This is a genomic window from Klebsiella sp. GW_Kp181 (genome assembly GCF_040062315.1).
Classification (GTDB): Bacteria; Pseudomonadota; Gammaproteobacteria; order Enterobacterales; family Enterobacteriaceae; genus Klebsiella; species Klebsiella oxytoca.
This window is the reverse complement of record NZ_JBEAFR010000058.1, coordinates 1-16,722: the sequence shown is the minus strand read 5'-3', so window position 1 is coordinate 16,722 and position 16,722 is coordinate 1. Positions and strand designations below refer to the sequence as shown.

At 56.3% G+C, this 16,722-nt stretch carries 17 protein-coding genes; 14 read left to right on the top strand and 3 right to left on the bottom strand.

Annotated elements, in window-relative coordinates; genetic code table 11:
- Positions 1-18 precede the first annotated feature (18 nt).
- A complete protein-coding gene (locus ABLV11_RS14175) occupies positions 19-1,566 on the top strand; it encodes a YdgA family protein (RefSeq protein ID WP_126489195.1) in 1,548 nt (515 codons plus the stop codon).
- A gap of 25 nt (positions 1,567-1,591) precedes the next feature.
- Here ABLV11_RS14175 and ABLV11_RS14170 read toward each other — a convergent pair whose 3' ends face one another.
- The gene (locus ABLV11_RS14170) at positions 1,592-2,620 is read right to left on the bottom strand and encodes a Mal regulon transcriptional regulator MalI (RefSeq protein ID WP_148407588.1); all 1,029 of its coding nucleotides are present in this window, start codon (positions 2,618-2,620) and stop codon (positions 1,592-1,594) included.
- Between the two features lie 174 nt (positions 2,621-2,794).
- On the opposite strand from ABLV11_RS14170, the gene malX reads away from it, so the two are divergent.
- From malX to yedF, 5 genes are all read left to right on the top strand, one after another.
- Positions 2,795-4,387 carry a maltose/glucose-specific PTS transporter subunit IIBC gene (malX, locus tag ABLV11_RS14165; protein ID WP_004113412.1) on the top strand — a complete coding sequence of 531 codons (1,593 nt, stop codon included), beginning with the start codon at positions 2,795-2,797 and terminating at the stop codon, positions 4,385-4,387.
- A 47-nt stretch (positions 4,388-4,434) separates the two neighbouring features.
- Positions 4,435-5,607, top strand: a complete 1,173-nt coding sequence (locus tag ABLV11_RS14160; RefSeq protein WP_004102615.1) for a MalY/PatB family protein — start codon at positions 4,435-4,437, stop codon at positions 5,605-5,607.
- 324 nt (positions 5,608-5,931) lie between these two features.
- On the top strand, positions 5,932-6,135 hold the full coding sequence (gene ydfZ / locus ABLV11_RS14155; RefSeq protein WP_004102617.1) for a putative selenium delivery protein YdfZ: 204 nt from the start codon (positions 5,932-5,934) through the stop codon (positions 6,133-6,135).
- A gap of 188 nt (positions 6,136-6,323) precedes the next feature.
- Positions 6,324-7,535 (top strand): selenium metabolism membrane protein YedE/FdhT, encoded by a 1,212-nt coding sequence (gene yedE, locus ABLV11_RS14150; RefSeq protein ID WP_126489198.1) that lies wholly within the window; start codon positions 6,324-6,326, stop codon positions 7,533-7,535.
- Entirely contained in the window at positions 7,532-7,765 is a 234-nt protein-coding gene (gene yedF, locus ABLV11_RS14145) for a sulfurtransferase-like selenium metabolism protein YedF (RefSeq protein WP_004102619.1), read from the top strand. Before yedE ends, yedF begins: the two co-directional genes overlap by 4 nt.
- An 82-nt stretch (positions 7,766-7,847) precedes the next feature.
- Here the strand turns inward: yedF and metQ are convergent, their stop codons facing one another.
- On the bottom strand, positions 7,848-8,663 hold the full coding sequence (gene metQ, locus ABLV11_RS14140; protein ID WP_105890354.1) for a methionine ABC transporter substrate-binding lipoprotein MetQ: 816 nt from the start codon (positions 8,661-8,663) through the stop codon (positions 7,848-7,850).
- 272 nt (positions 8,664-8,935) lie between these two features.
- Here metQ and add point away from each other — a divergent pair, with 272 nt between their 5' ends.
- Positions 8,936-9,937: an adenosine deaminase gene (gene add / locus ABLV11_RS14135; RefSeq protein ID WP_224330203.1), complete on the top strand. Its 1,002-nt coding sequence runs from the start codon at positions 8,936-8,938 to the stop codon at positions 9,935-9,937.
- 62 nt (positions 9,938-9,999) lie between these two features.
- On the opposite strand, the gene ABLV11_RS14130 is transcribed toward add, so the two are convergent.
- Positions 10,000-11,040 (bottom strand): oxidoreductase, encoded by a 1,041-nt coding sequence (locus tag ABLV11_RS14130; RefSeq protein WP_224330205.1) that lies wholly within the window; start codon positions 11,038-11,040, stop codon positions 10,000-10,002.
- 183 nt (positions 11,041-11,223) lie between these two features.
- Here ABLV11_RS14130 and blr point away from each other — a divergent pair, with 183 nt between their 5' ends.
- The 7 genes from blr to rsxC all read left to right on the top strand — a co-directional run.
- Positions 11,224-11,373, top strand: a complete 150-nt coding sequence (gene blr / locus ABLV11_RS14125; protein ID WP_017145752.1) for a division septum protein Blr — start codon at positions 11,224-11,226, stop codon at positions 11,371-11,373.
- 103 nt (positions 11,374-11,476) lie between these two features.
- Complete coding sequence (locus tag ABLV11_RS14120; protein ID WP_224299296.1) at positions 11,477-12,847, top strand: GH1 family beta-glucosidase; 1,371 nt, start codon at positions 11,477-11,479, stop codon at positions 12,845-12,847.
- Positions 12,848-13,067: 220 nt separating this feature from the next.
- Complete coding sequence (gene ydgT / locus ABLV11_RS14115) at positions 13,068-13,283, top strand: transcription modulator YdgT (protein ID WP_004102628.1); 216 nt, start codon at positions 13,068-13,070, stop codon at positions 13,281-13,283.
- Positions 13,284-13,363: 80 nt separating this feature from the next.
- Positions 13,364-13,804: a DUF2569 domain-containing protein gene (locus tag ABLV11_RS14110; protein ID WP_004113417.1), complete on the top strand. Its 441-nt coding sequence runs from the start codon at positions 13,364-13,366 to the stop codon at positions 13,802-13,804.
- A 77-nt stretch (positions 13,805-13,881) separates the two neighbouring features.
- Positions 13,882-14,463 (top strand): electron transport complex subunit RsxA, encoded by a 582-nt coding sequence (rsxA, locus tag ABLV11_RS14105; protein ID WP_004102633.1) that lies wholly within the window; start codon positions 13,882-13,884, stop codon positions 14,461-14,463.
- Entirely contained in the window at positions 14,463-15,041 is a 579-nt protein-coding gene (gene rsxB, locus ABLV11_RS14100; RefSeq protein ID WP_348855368.1) for an electron transport complex subunit RsxB, read from the top strand. The genes rsxA and rsxB overlap by 1 nt, the downstream gene beginning before the upstream one ends.
- Positions 15,034-16,722, top strand: a 1,689-nt coding sequence (gene rsxC, locus ABLV11_RS14095) for an electron transport complex subunit RsxC (RefSeq protein ID WP_348855367.1), incomplete at its 3' end; no start/stop codon positions are given. The genes rsxB and rsxC, both read left to right, overlap by 8 nt.

Genomic DNA, 16,722 nt, shown 5'->3' with positions numbered 1-16,722 from the left:
CATTTATGGACAAATGCTATGAAAAAATCGCTGGTCGCAGCAGGAGTTATCATCGCGCTGGGCGTCGTCTGGACGGGCGGCGCGTGGTACACAGGGAAGCAGCTGGAAAGCCGCATTGCCGATATGGTGCAGCAGGCGAATGCTCAGCTGCAAAGCAGCGCGCCGCAGGCTGGCGTAGAGCTCACCTATCAGGACTATCAGCGCGGTCTGTTCAGCAGCCGTTTACAACTGGTCCTGAAACCCATCGCCGGCAAAGCGCCCCGCTGGCTGGCCGCCGGACAGTCGCTGGTGTTTGACGAAGTTGTCGATCACGGCCCCTTCCCGCTGGCTTCACTGAAATCCTTTAACCTCGCCCCGGCGATGGCATCCGTCAAAACCACCTTAGTGAACAACGAGGCCAGCAAGTCGCTGTTTGACATTGCAAAAGGCGAAACGCCGTTTACTATCGATACCCGCATCGCCTACAGCGGCGACAACCAGTCCGCTATCGTGCTGAAACCGCTTGATTACGCGAAAGACGACGAGAAAGTCACTTTTAGCGGCGGCCAGTTCCAGCTTAACGCCGATCGAGAGGGAAAAACCCTCAGCCTGAGCGGCGAAGCGGGCAGCGGGCAAATTAACGCGGTCAACGAATACAATCAGAAGGTACAGCTCACCTTTAATAATCTGAAAACCGACGGTTCCACCGAAATGGCCAGCTTCAACGAGCGTATTGGCAAGCAGGCCATCTCGCTGGAAAAACTGGCGATTGGCGTTGAAGGAAAAGAGCTGGCGCTGTTTGAAGGGATGAAAATCGACGGCAACTCTTCGCTGACCGCTGACGGCAAAGGGATTAACAGCCAGCTGGACTACACCGTCAACAGCCTGAAGCTGCAAAATCAGGATATCGGTAGCGGCAGGCTGACCCTGAAGCTGGACAATATTGATGGTGAAGCCTTCCATCAGTTCAGCCAGAAGTACAATTCCGACGCCCAGGCGCTGATGGCGGACCCTCAGCTGGCGCAGAATCCTGAGCTGTACCAGCAGGCGCTAACGCAAACCTTCTTTAGCTCACTGCCGATGATGCTGAAAGGCAGCCCGTCCCTGACCATTTCTCCGCTAAGCTGGCGCAACGCGAAGGGCGAAACCACCCTGAATCTATCGATTCTGCTCAAAGATCCGTCGCTGACTACCACTCCGCCGCAGACGCTGGCCGAGGAAGTGGATCGTAGCGTCAAATCTCTCGACGGCAAGCTGGTGATCCCGGTCGATATGGCGACGGCGTTTATGACTCAGATTGCCGGGCTGGAAGGCTATCAGCCCGCCGACGCCGCTAAGCTTGCAGAGCAGCAGGTGAAAGGCCTGGCGGCGATGGGACAGATGTTCCGTATTACCACTATGGAAGATAACGCCATCACCTCCAGCCTGCAGTATGCTGACGGCCAGGTGACGCTGAACGGGCAGAAAATGCCGCTGGATGAGTTTGCCGGGATGTTCGGTTTAGCGCTTCCCCCTGTCCCGGCGCCCGCTGAGCCGCAGGAGACGCTGCCGCAAGAAGTGGTACCGCCAGTCGCGCCGCAGCAATAAATGACATATAGCCCCTCACCAGGGGCTATTTACGCGTAATCAGCCGAGGAGAGATGATCTGGTTTCGCGCCGCTCCCTGCCCCTCTTCCATACGCCGTAAAATACACTCCGCCAGGCTTTGCCCCATCTCCCGGGCGGGAGTCGTAACCCAGGTCAGCGGCAGATCATCCAGCGCCTCCTCGGGTAATTCCGCAAATGCCGCCAGCGCGACCCGCTGTTCGAAATAGCTTTCAACGCCATCCTCTCCGCTCTGTCGCCCGGCGCGCATCAGGCCAAACCACGCCCCGGTCGCGATCACGCTGTTATAACAGAGCACGGCGCTAATGGTCGGGTTTTGCCGCAGCAGGGCCGTCATCGCCTCCGCCGCCTGCTTCTGGCTTGAGCCGCACTCCACCACCCACTCGCTATGAAACGGCAGGCCATATTTCAGCAGGGTGGCGCAGTAGCCGCCAACCCGTTCGGCGCGCGTCAGGGATGAACTTTGCCCTCCCAGCCAGGCAATGCGCTGATGACCGCGTCGGATCAGGTGCTCGGTGACAATTTGCGCCGCCTGCATATTATCCGGGCGGATCAGGTCCACATCGTCGAGATAGCTGGCGCGGGAGGCGAAGACCAGCGGCATTCCGGCTTCCGCCGCGCGATCGCGCAGTTCGCCCCCCCGATCGATGGCGCCGGCAATCACTACGCCATCGACCCCCTGTGAAACCAGGGTATCAAAACGCTGGAGCATTTTTTCTCCGCTGTGCCCGCCCTGGGTGAGGAAGACCATTCTGCCCTGCGACTCAAGCGCATCGGTCAATCCGGCGGTCATCTCCGCGTAGAAAGGCTTCGACAAGTCGCTGACGATCAGGCCAATCACCCCGCTCTGGCCGCCGCGCAGGGACGCCGCCTGGCGGTTACGCACAAAGCCCAGCTGTTCAATGGCGTGATTGACGCGCTCGCCGGTTGCCAACGAAATACGCCCCTTGCCGCTCAGTACCAGCGAGACGGTACTGACGGATACCCCCGCCGCCTGCGCGACATCATTAATGGTAATTTTTTTCGCGATAGCCATAACTGCAGGCCGACTCCCTTTGGCTGTCGATAAAACGTTTTATCAGGATGCCCTCTTTATAAACTTTATTATCGCTGGAATATGTGATTTTTATCGCACTAAAGTTTGGTAAAACGTTTTATCTTTTCGTGGCGTTGCATCCTACCGATAACTTTTAGAACCAGGATTCATGTTATGACGGCGAAAACAGCAAACAAAATTACCTTGTGGGAGTTTTTCCAGCAGCTCGGGAAAACCTTCATGTTACCCGTAGCATTACTCTCCTTTTGCGGGATCATGCTGGGGATCGGCAGCTCTCTGAGCAGCCATGATGTCCTGACGCTTCTGCCGTGGCTGGACGTGCCGCTGCTGCAGGCCGTTTTCGTCTGGATGGGTAAAGTCGGCTCCTTTGCCTTCAGCTTTCTGCCGGTGATGTTTTGTATCGCCATTCCACTGGGTCTGGCGCGAGAAAACAAAGGCGTCGCCGCGTTTGCCGGTTTTGTCGGCTACGCGGTAATGAACCTGGCGGTAAACTTCTGGCTGACGGCCAAAGGTATTCTGCCGACCACCGATGCCGCCATCCTCAAAGCCAATAACATCCAGAACATTATCGGTATTCAATCGATCGACACCGGGATCCTCGGCGCGGTGATCGCCGGGATCATCGTCTGGATGCTGCACGAACGTTTCCATAACATCCGCCTGCCCGACGCGCTGGCCTTTTTTGGCGGTACCCGCTTTGTGCCCATTATTACGACCGTGGTTCTCGGCCTGGTCGGTCTGGTGATTCCGCTAATATGGCCCGTTTTCGCCATGGGGATTAATGCACTCGGCCAGGTCATCAATAGCGCAGGTGATTTCGGACCGATGATCTTCGGCACCGGTGAACGCCTGCTGCTGCCTTTTGGCCTGCACCATATTCTGGTGGCGCTGATCCGCTTTACCGAAGCGGGCGGCACCCTGGACGTTTGCGGTCATAGCGTCAGCGGCGCGCTGACGATTTTCCAGGCCCAGCTAAGCTGCCCGACCAGCCACGGCTTCGCCGAGAGCGCGACCCGCTTCCTGTCACAGGGTAAAATGCCGGCATTCCTCGGCGGCCTGCCGGGCGCAGCGCTGGCGATGTATCACTGCGCGCGTCCGGAAAATCGCCATAAGATTAAAGGCCTGCTGATTTCCGGCGTTATCGCCTGCGTGGTAGGCGGCACCACCGAACCGCTGGAATTCCTGTTCCTGTTCGTCGCGCCGGTTCTCTACGTTATCCATGCGTTACTGACCGGCCTGGGCTTTACCGTAATGGCGATCCTCGGCGTGACAATCGGCAACACCGACGGCAACGTTATCGACTTTGTGGTATTCGGCATTCTGCACGGTCTGTCCACCAGGTGGTACATGGTACCGGTGGTTGCGGCCATCTGGTTTGCGGTTTACTACGGTATCTTCCGTTTCGCGATCTCCCGCTTTAACCTGAAAACGCCGGGACGCGATATTGAAACAACGAGCGCATTTGAGAAGGCTGTCACCGGCGTGACCGGCAAATCAGGGTATAACGTTCCGGCGATTCTGGCCGCGCTCGGCGGCGCGGAAAATATCGTTTCGCTCGATAACTGCATTACCCGCCTGCGTCTGTCGGTTAACGATATGAGCAAAGTCGACAGCGCCGCGCTGAAAGCGAATCGCGCCATCGGCGTGGTTCAGCTCAACCAGCATAACCTGCAGGTAGTGATTGGCCCGCAGGTGCAGTCGGTAAAAGATGAAATGGCTGTCCTGATGAATACCGTCGAGGCATAAGCTCCGCCCCCGCCTTGCGGCAGGGGGCCAGGATTAAGGAAGTTGCGATGTTTGATTTTTCAAAGCAGATCGACCGTCACGGTACCTGGTGCACGCAGTGGGATTACGTCGCCGACCGTTTTGGCGTAGCCGACCTGCTGCCCTTTACGATCTCCGACATGGATTTCGCCACCGCCCCCTGTATTCTTGATGCCGTCAGCAAACGTCTGGGGCACGGTGTTTTTGGCTACAGCCGGTGGAAAAATGATGAATTCCTCGGCGCGGTGAGCCACTGGTTCGCCAGCCGTTTTCATAGCCCAATCAACCGCGAAGCGATTGTTTACGGGCCATCGGTGATCTATATGGTCGCGGAGATGATTCGTCAGTGGTCGGCAGTGGGCGACGGCATCGTGGTACACACTCCAGCCTACGATGCCTTTTATAAAACCATTGAAGGCAACCAGCGGCGCGTCGCGGCCGTGCCGCTCTCTCTCGACAACCATCACTGGCGCTGCGATATGGCGGCCCTGGAGCGGGTACTGGCTCAGCCGCGTAATACCGTTCTGCTGCTGTGCAGCCCGCACAACCCCACCGGCAAGGTCTGGACCCGTGAAGAGCTGGAAACCATGGCGCAGCTGTGTGAGAAGCATGGGGTAAAAGTGATTAGCGACGAGATCCATATGGACATGGTCTGGGACGGGCAGCAGCACATCCCGTGGTGCGACGTGGCCCGCAGCCCCTGGGCGCTCTTCACCTCCGGCTCGAAAAGCTTCAACATTCCGGCATTCACCGGCGCATACGGGTTGATTGACGATCCCGCCGTGCGCGAAAGCTATCTGCACGCGCTGAAGAGCCGCGATGGCCTCTCATCACCTTCCGTGCCGGCGCTGGTCGCCCATATTGCCGCCTATCGCGAGGGAGCGCCCTGGCTGGATGCCCTGCGCGGTTATTTGCAGGAAAATATGCGCTTCATCGCTGGCGAACTGAATCAGGCGTTTCCGGAGCTAGGCTGGCAGCCACCGCAGGCGACTTACCTGGCGTGGATTGACCTGCGCCCGCTGGCCGTTGACGATCGCGCTCTGCAAAAAGCACTTATCGAGGAGCAGAAGGTCGCCATTATGCCCGGCTACACTTACGGCGAAGAGGGTAAGGGCTTTGTCCGTCTCAACGCCGGTTGCCCACGCGAGAAGCTGGAAAAAGGCGTGCAGGGATTAATCGCCGCCCTGCGTTCGCTGCGCTAATTATTTTCCCTTCAATAATCAGGTAGCGGGCTCCCCGCTACCGCTGGCGTTTATTTCACCGGCGCTTTGCGCGGTACAAACATTAAGCGCGAATAAAATCATAGTTCTCTCTGTGCCACGCCGATGAGATTCACCTGACCGCGGAAAAAATAACCTCTGGCTTATTAACCGTCTCAATCCCGCTCCCCTGCCTGCCCCCGACCTAAGAGTCTCCGGGCATAATGAGACCAAATTTTGACGAGACGCAAAAAAATTCGCGCCGCAAAGGTGTATTTAATTGCCGCTTTTCATTCCCGTCAAAGTATTAATCAGGAGGACGAAATTATGAAAACTTACGATCGTAACCGTAATGCTATCTCTACCGGCAGCATGGTTATGGTAGCCGATAGCGGCGCGACGGGCGTCATTAAGGCCATCCACGCTGAAGGTAAAACGGCGGAGCAGATCCGTCGTGCTGATTGCGTGGAAATAGACGGACACGAAGGGTTATTTAGCCCGCTGAACCTGATTCGTCTGGGCTTTAACTGAATTCGCGTACCGTCATTAACAGCAGGCCGCGAATAAGCGGTCGTGAAAGGCCACCAGCGCGTGGCCTTTTATATTCTCTTTATCGGTCAATTTGATCCTGTCGAGCGTTTTCAGGAACTAAACAGCGTAGTATCGCCCCTCTTCAACCCGCTACGGGTAATATACCTTCTGAGTTCAGAGGCATCTTCATGACATGGCAACAATTCAAACAGACGTGGCTGATTAAATTCTGGTCACCCGTTCCCGCCGTTATCGCCGCGGGGATTCTCTCAACCTACTACTTCGGCATTACCGGCACTTTTTGGGCCGTCACCGGCGAATTTACCCGCTGGGGCGGACAATTGCTGCAACTTATCGGCGTGCACAGCGAAGAGTGGGGGTACTACAAACTCATTCATCTTGAGGGCACCCCGCTCACTCGCATCGACGGCATGATGATCATCGGCATGTTCGGCGGCTGTTTCGCCGCTGCGCTGTGGGCGAATAACGTGAAGCTGCGTTTTCCTCGCAGCCGGGTGCGTATTCTGCAGGCCGTCGCCGGAGGCATCATTGCCGGCTTCGGCGCCCGTCTGGCGATGGGTTGTAACCTGGCCGCCTTCTTCACCGGTATCCCGCAGTTTTCTCTGCACGCCTGGTTCTTTGCCATCGCGACGGCTATCGGCACCTGGTTCGGCGCGCGTTTTACCTTACTGCCCATCTTCCGTATTCCGGTTAAGATGCAAAAAGTGTCGCAGGCGTCGCCGCTGACGCAAAAACCTGACCAGGCGCGACGCCGGTTCCGTCTCGGGATGGTGGTCTTTTTTGCCATGATCGCCTGGGGTCTGCTCACCGCGGCTAACCAGCCGAAGCTCGGCCTGGCGCTACTGTTTGGCGTCGGGTTTGGCCTGCTTATCGAACGCGCGCAGATCTGCTTTACCTCTGCCTTTCGCGATATGTGGATCACCGGACGCACCAATATGGCGAAGGCGATCATTTTCGGTATGGCAGCCAGCGCCATCGGGATCTTCAGCTACGTGCAGCTTGGCATGGAACCAAAAATTATGTGGGCCGGCCCCAACGCGGTCATCGGCGGCCTGCTGTTTGGCTTTGGAATCGTCCTGGCGGGCGGCTGCGAAACCGGCTGGATGTACCGCGCGGTGGAAGGCCAGGTGCACTTCTGGTGGGTTGGGCTGGGCAACGTGATAGGTTCAACGCTCCTGGCATACTACTGGGACGGACTCTCCCCGGCGCTGGCCACAAGCTGGGATAAAATCAACCTGCTGGCGACATTCGGGCCTTTCGGCGGCCTGCTGGTGACCTATCTCCTGCTGCTGATCGCGCTGGGTTTGGTTATTGGCTGGGAAAAACGCTTTTTCCGCCGCAAATCTCTCGCCACCTCAACGGTTAAGGAAAGCGCATGAAAACTCTGGTCCCGGACTATCGCCTGGATATGGTTGGCGAACCCTGCCCCTATCCTGCCATCGCCACGCTTGAAGCGATGCCCTCGCTGAAGAAAGGCGAAATTCTTGAAGTGGTCAGCGACTGCCCGCAGTCGATTAACAATATCCCGCTGGATGCCAAAAATCACGGCTATACCGTGCTCGATATTCAGCAAGATGGGCCAACCATCCGCTATTTGATTCAAAAATAGCCATCAAAAAGCCGGTAGCACGCTACCGGCCGTTATATGCGCTTGCCCGTCGGCGGCTGACGCCATACCGGGTATGAAACGATTACCAGCCCTTAACCGCATCGCCTTTATAAAGCTGTTCTGCCGCCGCGGCCACCTCATCGCTCTGGTAGGCCTTCACCAGATTTTTTACCTTTTCGCTATCTTTGTTTTCGATGCGGCTGGCAAAGATATTGACGTAGGGCGAATCTTTGCTTTCCACAAACAGGCCGTTGCGCGACGGTGACAGGCCCACCTGGCTTGAGAAAGTGGTATTAATTATCGCCATAGTTATCTGCTGGTCGTCCAGCGCGCGGGTGAGCTGCGGCGCCTCAATCTCGACGATTTTTAAGTTTTTCGGGTTATTAATGATATCAAGCGAAGTGGGCAGCAGACCGGTGCCCTCCTTCAATGTAATCAGCCCCTGCTTTTGCAGTAGCAGCAGCGAGCGTCCGAGGTTAGTTGGATCGTTGGGAACGGCCACCTGCGCGCCATCGGGCAGCTGGTCGACCGAACTGATTTTCTTCGAATAGGCGGCAATCGGATAAACGAACGTCGTGCCAACCTGAACCAGCTTATAGCCGCGCTCCTGAATTTGTTTATCCAGATAAGGCTTATGCTGGAAAGCATTAGCATCAAGATCGCCGTTGTTCAGCGCTTCGTTGGGCAGGACGAAATCATTAAACGTCACCACTTCGACGTCGAGATTGTACTTCTCTTTTGCCACTTTTTGCGCCACCGCCCAGACCTCCTGGTCAACGCCTGCGCTAATGCCCACTTTGATGTGGTTAGGGTCCTGCTCGCCAGGTTTGCAGGCTGCCAGCAGCAGCGAGCTTGCGACAACCAGCGGTACTGCAATTTTTTTTAACATAAAGATCATATTCCCAGGGTCCTTTTTAAAATAGCCTGCCATTCATTGCAGGAAAACCAGCGCCAGAGACTATAGAAAATCACACGGGCGAAATTAAATACTGATTCACTATGATTAATAGCGTTTTGCTATGAGCGAATGCGACGTGCGGCTCAGAGAGAGGGGAATCTTTCCTCACCACTCCCTTTTTCATTGATTTATTCGGTATTTTTCTCCTCTTTTAACCATTTATCGTTCTGATGTACAATGACGCGCACTTTAACTAAAAAAAGAGTGCGACCATGATTGATTTAACTTTGCCATTAACCGACATCCATCGCCATCTTGACGGTAATATCCGGGCCCAAACTATTCTCGATCTTGGCCGCCAGTATAACCTCGCACTTCCAGCAAATACGCTCGAAACATTACGTCCTCATGTACAGGTCACCAGCAATGAGCCCGACCTGGTCAGCTTCCTCTCTAAGCTGGATTGGGGTGTAAAAATGCTCGCCTCTCTGGATGCCTGCCGCCGCGTTGCCTATGAAAACCTTGAAGATGCCGCGCGCAACGGACTGCATTACGTCGAACTGCGTTTCTCTCCGCGCTATATGGCGATGACCCACCAGCTGCCGGTAGCGGGCGTCGTCGAAGCGGTGATCGCTGGGGTAAAAGAAGGCAGCCGCGACTTTAACGTTGAAGCCCGTCTGATCGGTATTCTGAGCCGCACCTTCGGCGAAGCGGCGTGCGAGGAAGAGCTCGAAGCCCTGCTCGCCCACCGCGACGGCATTACCGCCCTCGACCTCGCCGGCGATGAACTTGGCTTCCCGGGGAATCTGTTTATGGAGCACTTCCGCCGCGCGCGCGATGCGGGCTGGCGGATCACGGTCCATGCAGGCGAAGCCGCCGGTCCAGAAAGCATCTGGCAGGCCATTCGCGAGCTGGGAGCCGAACGCATCGGCCACGGCGTGAAGGCGGTGCAGGACCCGGCGCTGATGGACTATCTCGCCGCGCAGCGCATCGGCATTGAGTCCTGTCTGACCTCCAATATCCAGACCAGCACCGTGCCGTCGCTGGCCCGGCATCCGCTGAAAACTTTCCTCGAGCACGGCGTGTTGGCCTGCATTAATACCGACGACCCCGCCGTCCAGGGCGTCGATATTATCCACGAATATACGGTTGCCGCCCCGGCTGCCGGCCTGAGCCGCGAGCAGATTCGCCAGGCGCAGATCAACGGCCTGGAACTCGCCTTTTTAAGCGCCGGGGAAAAAGCAGCGCTGATGCAGCGCATTCAGCAGGCTTGATCGACTCCCCCGTGATAAACGGGGGTCATTCAACGCCGGGCGGTTGTTGTCGCCGGGATGACCTAATTCAGACACAGCGTCGTTCGATGCCTGGCCGACTCGAGGCCAAGCTCAATCAGCTCCATAATCTGAATCGCCTGGCTTGCCGGAACCGGATTAGTGCCGCTTCCGTTAAGTGCATCGCGAATAGCGGCATAATAGGCCGGATAGTTACCCGGCAGCGTTAGCCACGACTCCTCGGTTATGTCCTCGCCCTCCGCTCGCGTCAGCACCCCGTCGCGCATATCGTATCCCCAGTCTTCCTGCGGCAGGCGTTCGCCGCTTTTCAGCCGCTCCTCCTGCGGGTCGAGACCGTATTTCACATAGCTTCCTCGCGAACCGTGGATAATAAAGCGCGCCGTTTCCGCCGCAGCGACCAGAGTTCCGTGCAGCACGACGCGACGCTGCGGCCAGGCTAAAACCGCATGAAAATAGTCGGTGGACTGGGAGCCCGGACGTAATTGCGCCAGATCAACCTGCATGCTAACCGGCAGGCCGAAGAGATTTACCACCTGGTCCAGCAGATGCGGGGCAAGATCGTACCAGATGCCGCTCCCCGGTCCGCCTTGTTCACGCCAGCGATTACGCACCTGCGGTCGATAGCGATCGAAATGAGACTCAAAGTATCCTACTTCCCCCAGTAGCCCTTCGTTAATCAGCGCTTTTACCGTCAGAAAATCGCTGTCCCAGCGGCGGTTATGGAATACCGACAGCAGCCGCCCGCCGCTTTTTGCCAGCGCTTCAAGCTCACGCGCCTGTGACAGCGTCACGGTAAAGGGTTTATCGACGACTACGTGCTTGCCCGCCTCCAGCGCGGCCTTTGCCAGCGGAAAATGGGTGTTGTTTGGGGTCGGGATCACCACCAGATCGATATTGGGGTCGTTCAAAATCCGCTCTGGCCCGCTAACCACCGGCATTGCAGGCCAATCGGCATGCACTTTATTTTCATCGCTGCTGGCCACGGCGGCCAGCGTCATCCCTGGCGTACCGCTGATTAACGGCGCATGAAAGGTCTTGCTCGCGTAGCCATAACCGATTAATCCTACCCGGATAGCATCACTCATTTTTACCCCCTTAATGAGAATAACGGTGTCCCAGTTACGCTGCGGATATGACCTCTGTTAACGCATGTTGCCCGCGTTATCGCGCAGCATTACGTCATTTGCGCAACTAAGTTCATGTAACACTTGCGTTACTTCAATCCTCTAGTACCATTTCCTTCTGGTTTCACAATTTGCTACAGAGTTATGGAAAACGTTTTTAACCGTATTGTAGAACTTATTGGCTGGATTGTTTTGGGCGTCTCAGCCCTGCTTTTAGTTATCGCTCATCATATTGATAACTACCAGTCCCCACCTACCGTTGATACTGTTCAGGCGAAGCCGCTGGCGAAATAAACAGTGACCCGCTTCGCAACTATGCAACCGGTTTCTGAAACCGGTTGCATAGCAGTGCAGGGTTTTATTACACTCTCCTTATCAATCGATAAGGAGTTTCTTCATGTCCGGATTTCCGCAGCATTTTTTATGGGGAGCCGCTACCGCAGCCTGGCAGGTTGAGGGCGGATACGATGCCGACGGCAAAGGCCCTTCTATCTGGGATATCTACTCCCATCTCCCAGGCACCACTTTTCAGGGCACCACCGGCGATATCGCCGTAGACCATTACCATCGCTTTCGCGAAGATGTTGCGCTGATGGCGGAAATGGGTCTGCAAAGCTATCGCTTCTCAATTTCATGGCCGCGTCTGCTGCCCGGAGGCCGCGGCGAGGTTAACGAGGCTGGGGTTCAGTTCTACAGCGATCTGATTGATGAGCTGCTGGCGCATAATATAGAACCGATGATCACCCTGTATCACTGGGATCTTCCGCAGGCGCTGCAGGAGGAAGGCGGCTGGGAAGCGCGCAGTACGGCGGAAGCGTTCGCTGAGTACGCCCGCCTCTGCTATCAGCGCTTCGGTTCGCGGGTCAAATTGTGGGCGACCTTCAACGAGACTATCGTCTTTATCGGGCATGGGTATATTAACGGCATCCACCCGCCAGCGGTGCGCGACCCTGCGCGCGCGATTCAAGCCTGCCACCACGTCTTTATCGCCCATGCGCTGGCCGTGAAAGCGTTTCGTGAAATGGCAGTCGAGGGGCAGATAGGTTTTGTCAACGTACTGCAGCCGCATACCCCTTTAACCGACAGCGAGGAGGATATGCGCGCGACGGCGATGGCGGATGCTATTCACACCCACTGGCTTTACGATCCGGTGCTAAAAGGTCAATACCCTGAAGAGCTCCTGCAACAAACCCAGACGCTGTGGGGCGTTCCGGCTTTTGCCGCGGGCGACGATGCGCTGCTGCGTGAAAACCGCTGTGATTTTATCGGCCTGAACTACTACCGCCGCGAAACCGTCTCAGCGCAGCCCCCGGAGGTTCCGACCGGCGGCGAACCTGGCGTCGAGGGGCTGTTCTATTTTGTACGCAACCCGCAAAGTACCTATACCGAATGGGGCTGGGAAATTTGGCCTCAGGGGTTAACCGACGGGATCATGATGATTAAAGCGCGCTACGGTGACATACCGATTTACATCACCGAAAACGGACTCGGGGCCATTGACCCGATCATCGATGGCGAAATCGTCGACGACCCGCGTATTGACTATCTGAGTAGCCACATAACTGCGCTGGAAAAAGCGCTGGAACTGGGCGCTGACGTGCGCGGCTATTATCCCTGGTCCTTTATTGATCTATTAAGCTGGCTCAACGGTTATAAAAAACAGTACGGCTTTGTTTATGTCGATCATCAGAACAATCTGGCGCGTAAACGTAAAAAGAGCTTTTTCTGGTACCAAAACGTTATTGCCAGCCGAGGCGAACAGCGTTAATCTTCTCTCCCAGGCGCCATCCGGCGCCTGATTCAGTTCTGGAATACTCTTAAATTCCTTTTTACCAGGCCAGAAACATCATCTGTTCTTGTTCCGGGTATTTACAACCGAAATAATTCCATACAGTTTACTGAAAAAAAGGAACGGCCGGTTGAGAACAGGTTTACACAGAATGGGTATATTCAACTTAAATTATTCTGATTATAAAATGGATACGCAAATGACCGTTCAGGACTACTTATTAAAATTTCGTAAAATCAGCACGCTGGAAAGTCTGGAAAAACTTTTTGATCACCTTAACTATTCCCTGACCGATAACGAAGAGATCGTCAACATGTATCGCGCCGCAGACCATCGTCGGGCGGAGCTGGTTTCTGGCGGCAAATTGTTCAACATTGGCGAGGTGCCCAAGTCCGTCTGGCGCTACGTGCAATAAAGACTGTCATCATTCACGCCAGTTGCTTATACTTCCGGCCCTGCTTTTATTGATAACTGGCGTTAAATTCGGGAGTAATAATGTCCTCTGACTCTGTGGAACGTATTGGCGGATGGCTTCTGGCGCCGCTGGCATGGCTCCTGGTGGCCCTGCTTAGCGCCTCATTGTCGCTGCTGTTTTTTGCTGATGCTCTGACGTCTTCCCAGACTTATACCCTGCTGCGCAATATGAGTACTGAACATCTCGCCTTGTGGATTGCTTCGCTGGCCTTCGCGATCGCCATGTGGTACTACACGCTGTGGTTGACCATTGCCTTTTTCAAGCGGCGGAAAGGGGTGCCAAAGCATTACATTATCTGGCTGCTGATTACGCTTCTGCTGGCGGTAAAAGCATTTGCCTTTTCCCCAATATCAGACGCTCTGGCGCTGCGCCAGCTGCTGTTTCCCCTTCTCGCTGCGGCGCTGCTGGCTCCCTATTTCAAGCGTTCTGAACGGGTTAAGCGGACCTTTGTGAATCCGTAATAACCACACAGTTAACCTGTTGTCGCCGGTATCGATTTATTCGATAATAGACGGCTTTTTCTATTTCAGGTCGAATAATGGCTGATTATTTACTGCTCTTTGTTGGCACCGTTCTTGTTAACAACTTCGTGCTGGTGAAGTTTCTGGGACTGTGCCCGTTTATGGGGGTTTCCAAAAAGCTGGAAGCCGCTATGGGAATGGGGCTCGCCACCACCTTTGTGATGACGCTGGCCTCAATTTGCGCCTGGCTGATTGATACCTGGATCCTTATTCCGCTGGACCTGGTCTATTTACGGACCCTGGCCTTTATCCTGGTTATCGCCGTCGTGGTGCAATTTACCGAAATGGTGGTGCGTAAAACCAGTCCGGCGTTGTATCGCCTGTTGGGCATCTTCCTGCCGCTGATCACCACCAACTGCGCGGTGCTCGGCGTTGCGCTGCTCAACATTAACCTCGGGCATAATTTCCTGCAGTCTGCGCTGTACGGCTTTGCCGCCGCCGTCGGCTTTTCGCTGGTGATGGTGCTTTTCGCCTCCATCCGCGAGCGTCTGGTGGTTGCCGATGTGCCGGCGCCGTTTCGCGGTAATGCCATTGCGCTGGTCACTGCCGGTTTAATGTCTCTCGCCTTTATGGGCTTTAGTGGTTTGGTGAAGTTGTAATGAATGCTGTCTGGATAGCCGTGGTTGCCATTAGCCTGCTGGGGCTGATTTTCGGCTTAATTCTGGGGTACGCTTCGCGCCGTTTTGAGGTGGAAGATGACCCGGTGGTGGAAAAAATTGACGCCCTGCTACCGCAGAGCCAGTGCGGTCAGTGCGGCTACCCCGGCTGTCGTCCCTACGCGGAAGCCGTAGGCACTCAGGGTGAGAAAATTAACTGCTGCGCGCCCGGCGGCGAAGCGGTGATGCTCAAAATCGCTGAGCTGTTGAACGTCGACCCGCAGCCTACGGACGGCGATGCGCAAGAAGCCGCACCTGCGCGAATGCTGGCGGTGATCGACGAAGCGAACTGCATCGGCTGCACAAAATGCATTCAGGCCTGTCCTGTGGATGCCATCGTCGGCGCCACCCGTGCTATGCATACGGTGATGAGCGACCTCTGCACCGGCTGTAATCTTTGCGTCGCGCCTTGTCCGACGCAATGTATTGAACTGCGCCCGGTGGCGGCGACGACAGAAACCTGGAAATGGGATCTTCAAACCATCCCGGTACGCATTATTCCCATGGAACAACATGTTTAAGTTATTTTCCGCATTTCGCAAAGACAAAGTCTGGGACTTCAACGGCGGCATTCATCCGCCGGAAATGAAAACCCAGTCTAACGGTACCCCGCTGCGTCAGGTTTCCCTGCCGCAGCGTTTTGTCATCCCGCTGAAACAACACATCGGCGCGGAAGGTGAGCTCTGCGTCCAGCCGGGCGATCGCGTCCTGCGCGGCCAGCCGCTAACCCGCGGCTGGGGCAGAATGCTGCCGGTGCACGCGCCAACGTCCGGCATCGTGGCGGCGATTGCCCCCCACTCGACCGCCCACCCTTCCGCGCTGGCGGAAATGAGCGTCATTATTGATGCCGATGGCGAAGACCGCTGGATTGAGCGCGATGGCTGGAACAATTACCAGAATAAATCCCGCGAAGAGCTGATTGAGCGCATTCACCAGTTTGGTGTAGCCGGGCTTGGCGGCGCCGGTTTCCCCACCGGCACTAAGCTGCGCGGGGGCGGCGACAGAATCGAAACATTAATCATCAATGCGGCGGAGTGTGAGCCCTATATCACCGCTGACGATCGCCTGATGCAGGATTGCGCGGCGCAAATCGTTGAGGGAATTCGCATCCTTGCCCATATTCTGCAACCTGCACAGGTGCTGATCGGCATCGAGGATAATAAACCGCAGGCGATTTCGATGCTCCGCGCGGTACTCGCCGACACGCACGGTATTTCGCTGCGCGTAATCCCGACGAAATACCCCTCAGGCGGTGCAAAACAGCTGACGCAAATCCTCACCGGTAAACAGGTGCCCCACGGTGGGCGCTCCTCTGATATCGGCGTATTGATGCAAAACGTCGGCACCGCCTATGCGGTGAAACGTGCGGTGATAGACGGCGAGCCGCTGACGGAGCGCGTAGTCACCTTAACCGGCGAAGCGGTCACGCGTCCGGGCAACGTCTGGGCGCGCCTGGGTACGCCGGTCAGCCATCTGCTAAAAGATGCCGGTTTCTGCCCAGGCGCCGATCCGATGGTGATTATGGGCGGCCCGCTGATGGGCTTCACCCTGCCCTGGCTCGACGTGCCGGTGGTCAAAATCACCAACTGTCTGCTGGCGCCTTCGGCGAGCGAAATGGGCGAACCGGAAGAGGAAAAAGGCTGTATCCGCTGTAGCGCCTGCGCGGACGCCTGCCCGGCCGATCTTCTGCCGCAGCAGTTATACTGGTTCAGCAAAGGGCAGCAGCACGACAAAGCCACCAGCCATAACCTCGCCGATTGTATCGAGTGCGGCGCCTGCGCCTGGGTTTGTCCAAGCAATATCCCGCTGGTGCAGTACTTCCGCCAGGAGAAAGCCGAGATATACGCCATTGCGCAAGAAGAGAAACGCGCAGCGGAAGCGAAAGTCCGCTTTGAGGCGCGTCAGGCTCGCCTGGAACGGGATAAAGCCGCAAGGCTGGAACGTCATAAGCAGGCAGCAGTACAGCCAGCAGCGAAAGATCAGGATGCGATTAACGCCGCCCTTGCCCGCGTACGTGAAAAGCAGCGCAACGCGGCGCAGCCGATTATCGTGCTCTCCGGCGAGAAACCGGATAACAGCGAAGCCATCGCCGCTCGCGAAGCCCGTAAGGCCGAGGCGCGGGCGCGCAGGGCTGAGCAGCTGGTAGTCCCGGCTGAACCTGCCCCGGACGCAGAGCAACCTGCTACCGTTGACCCGCGCAAG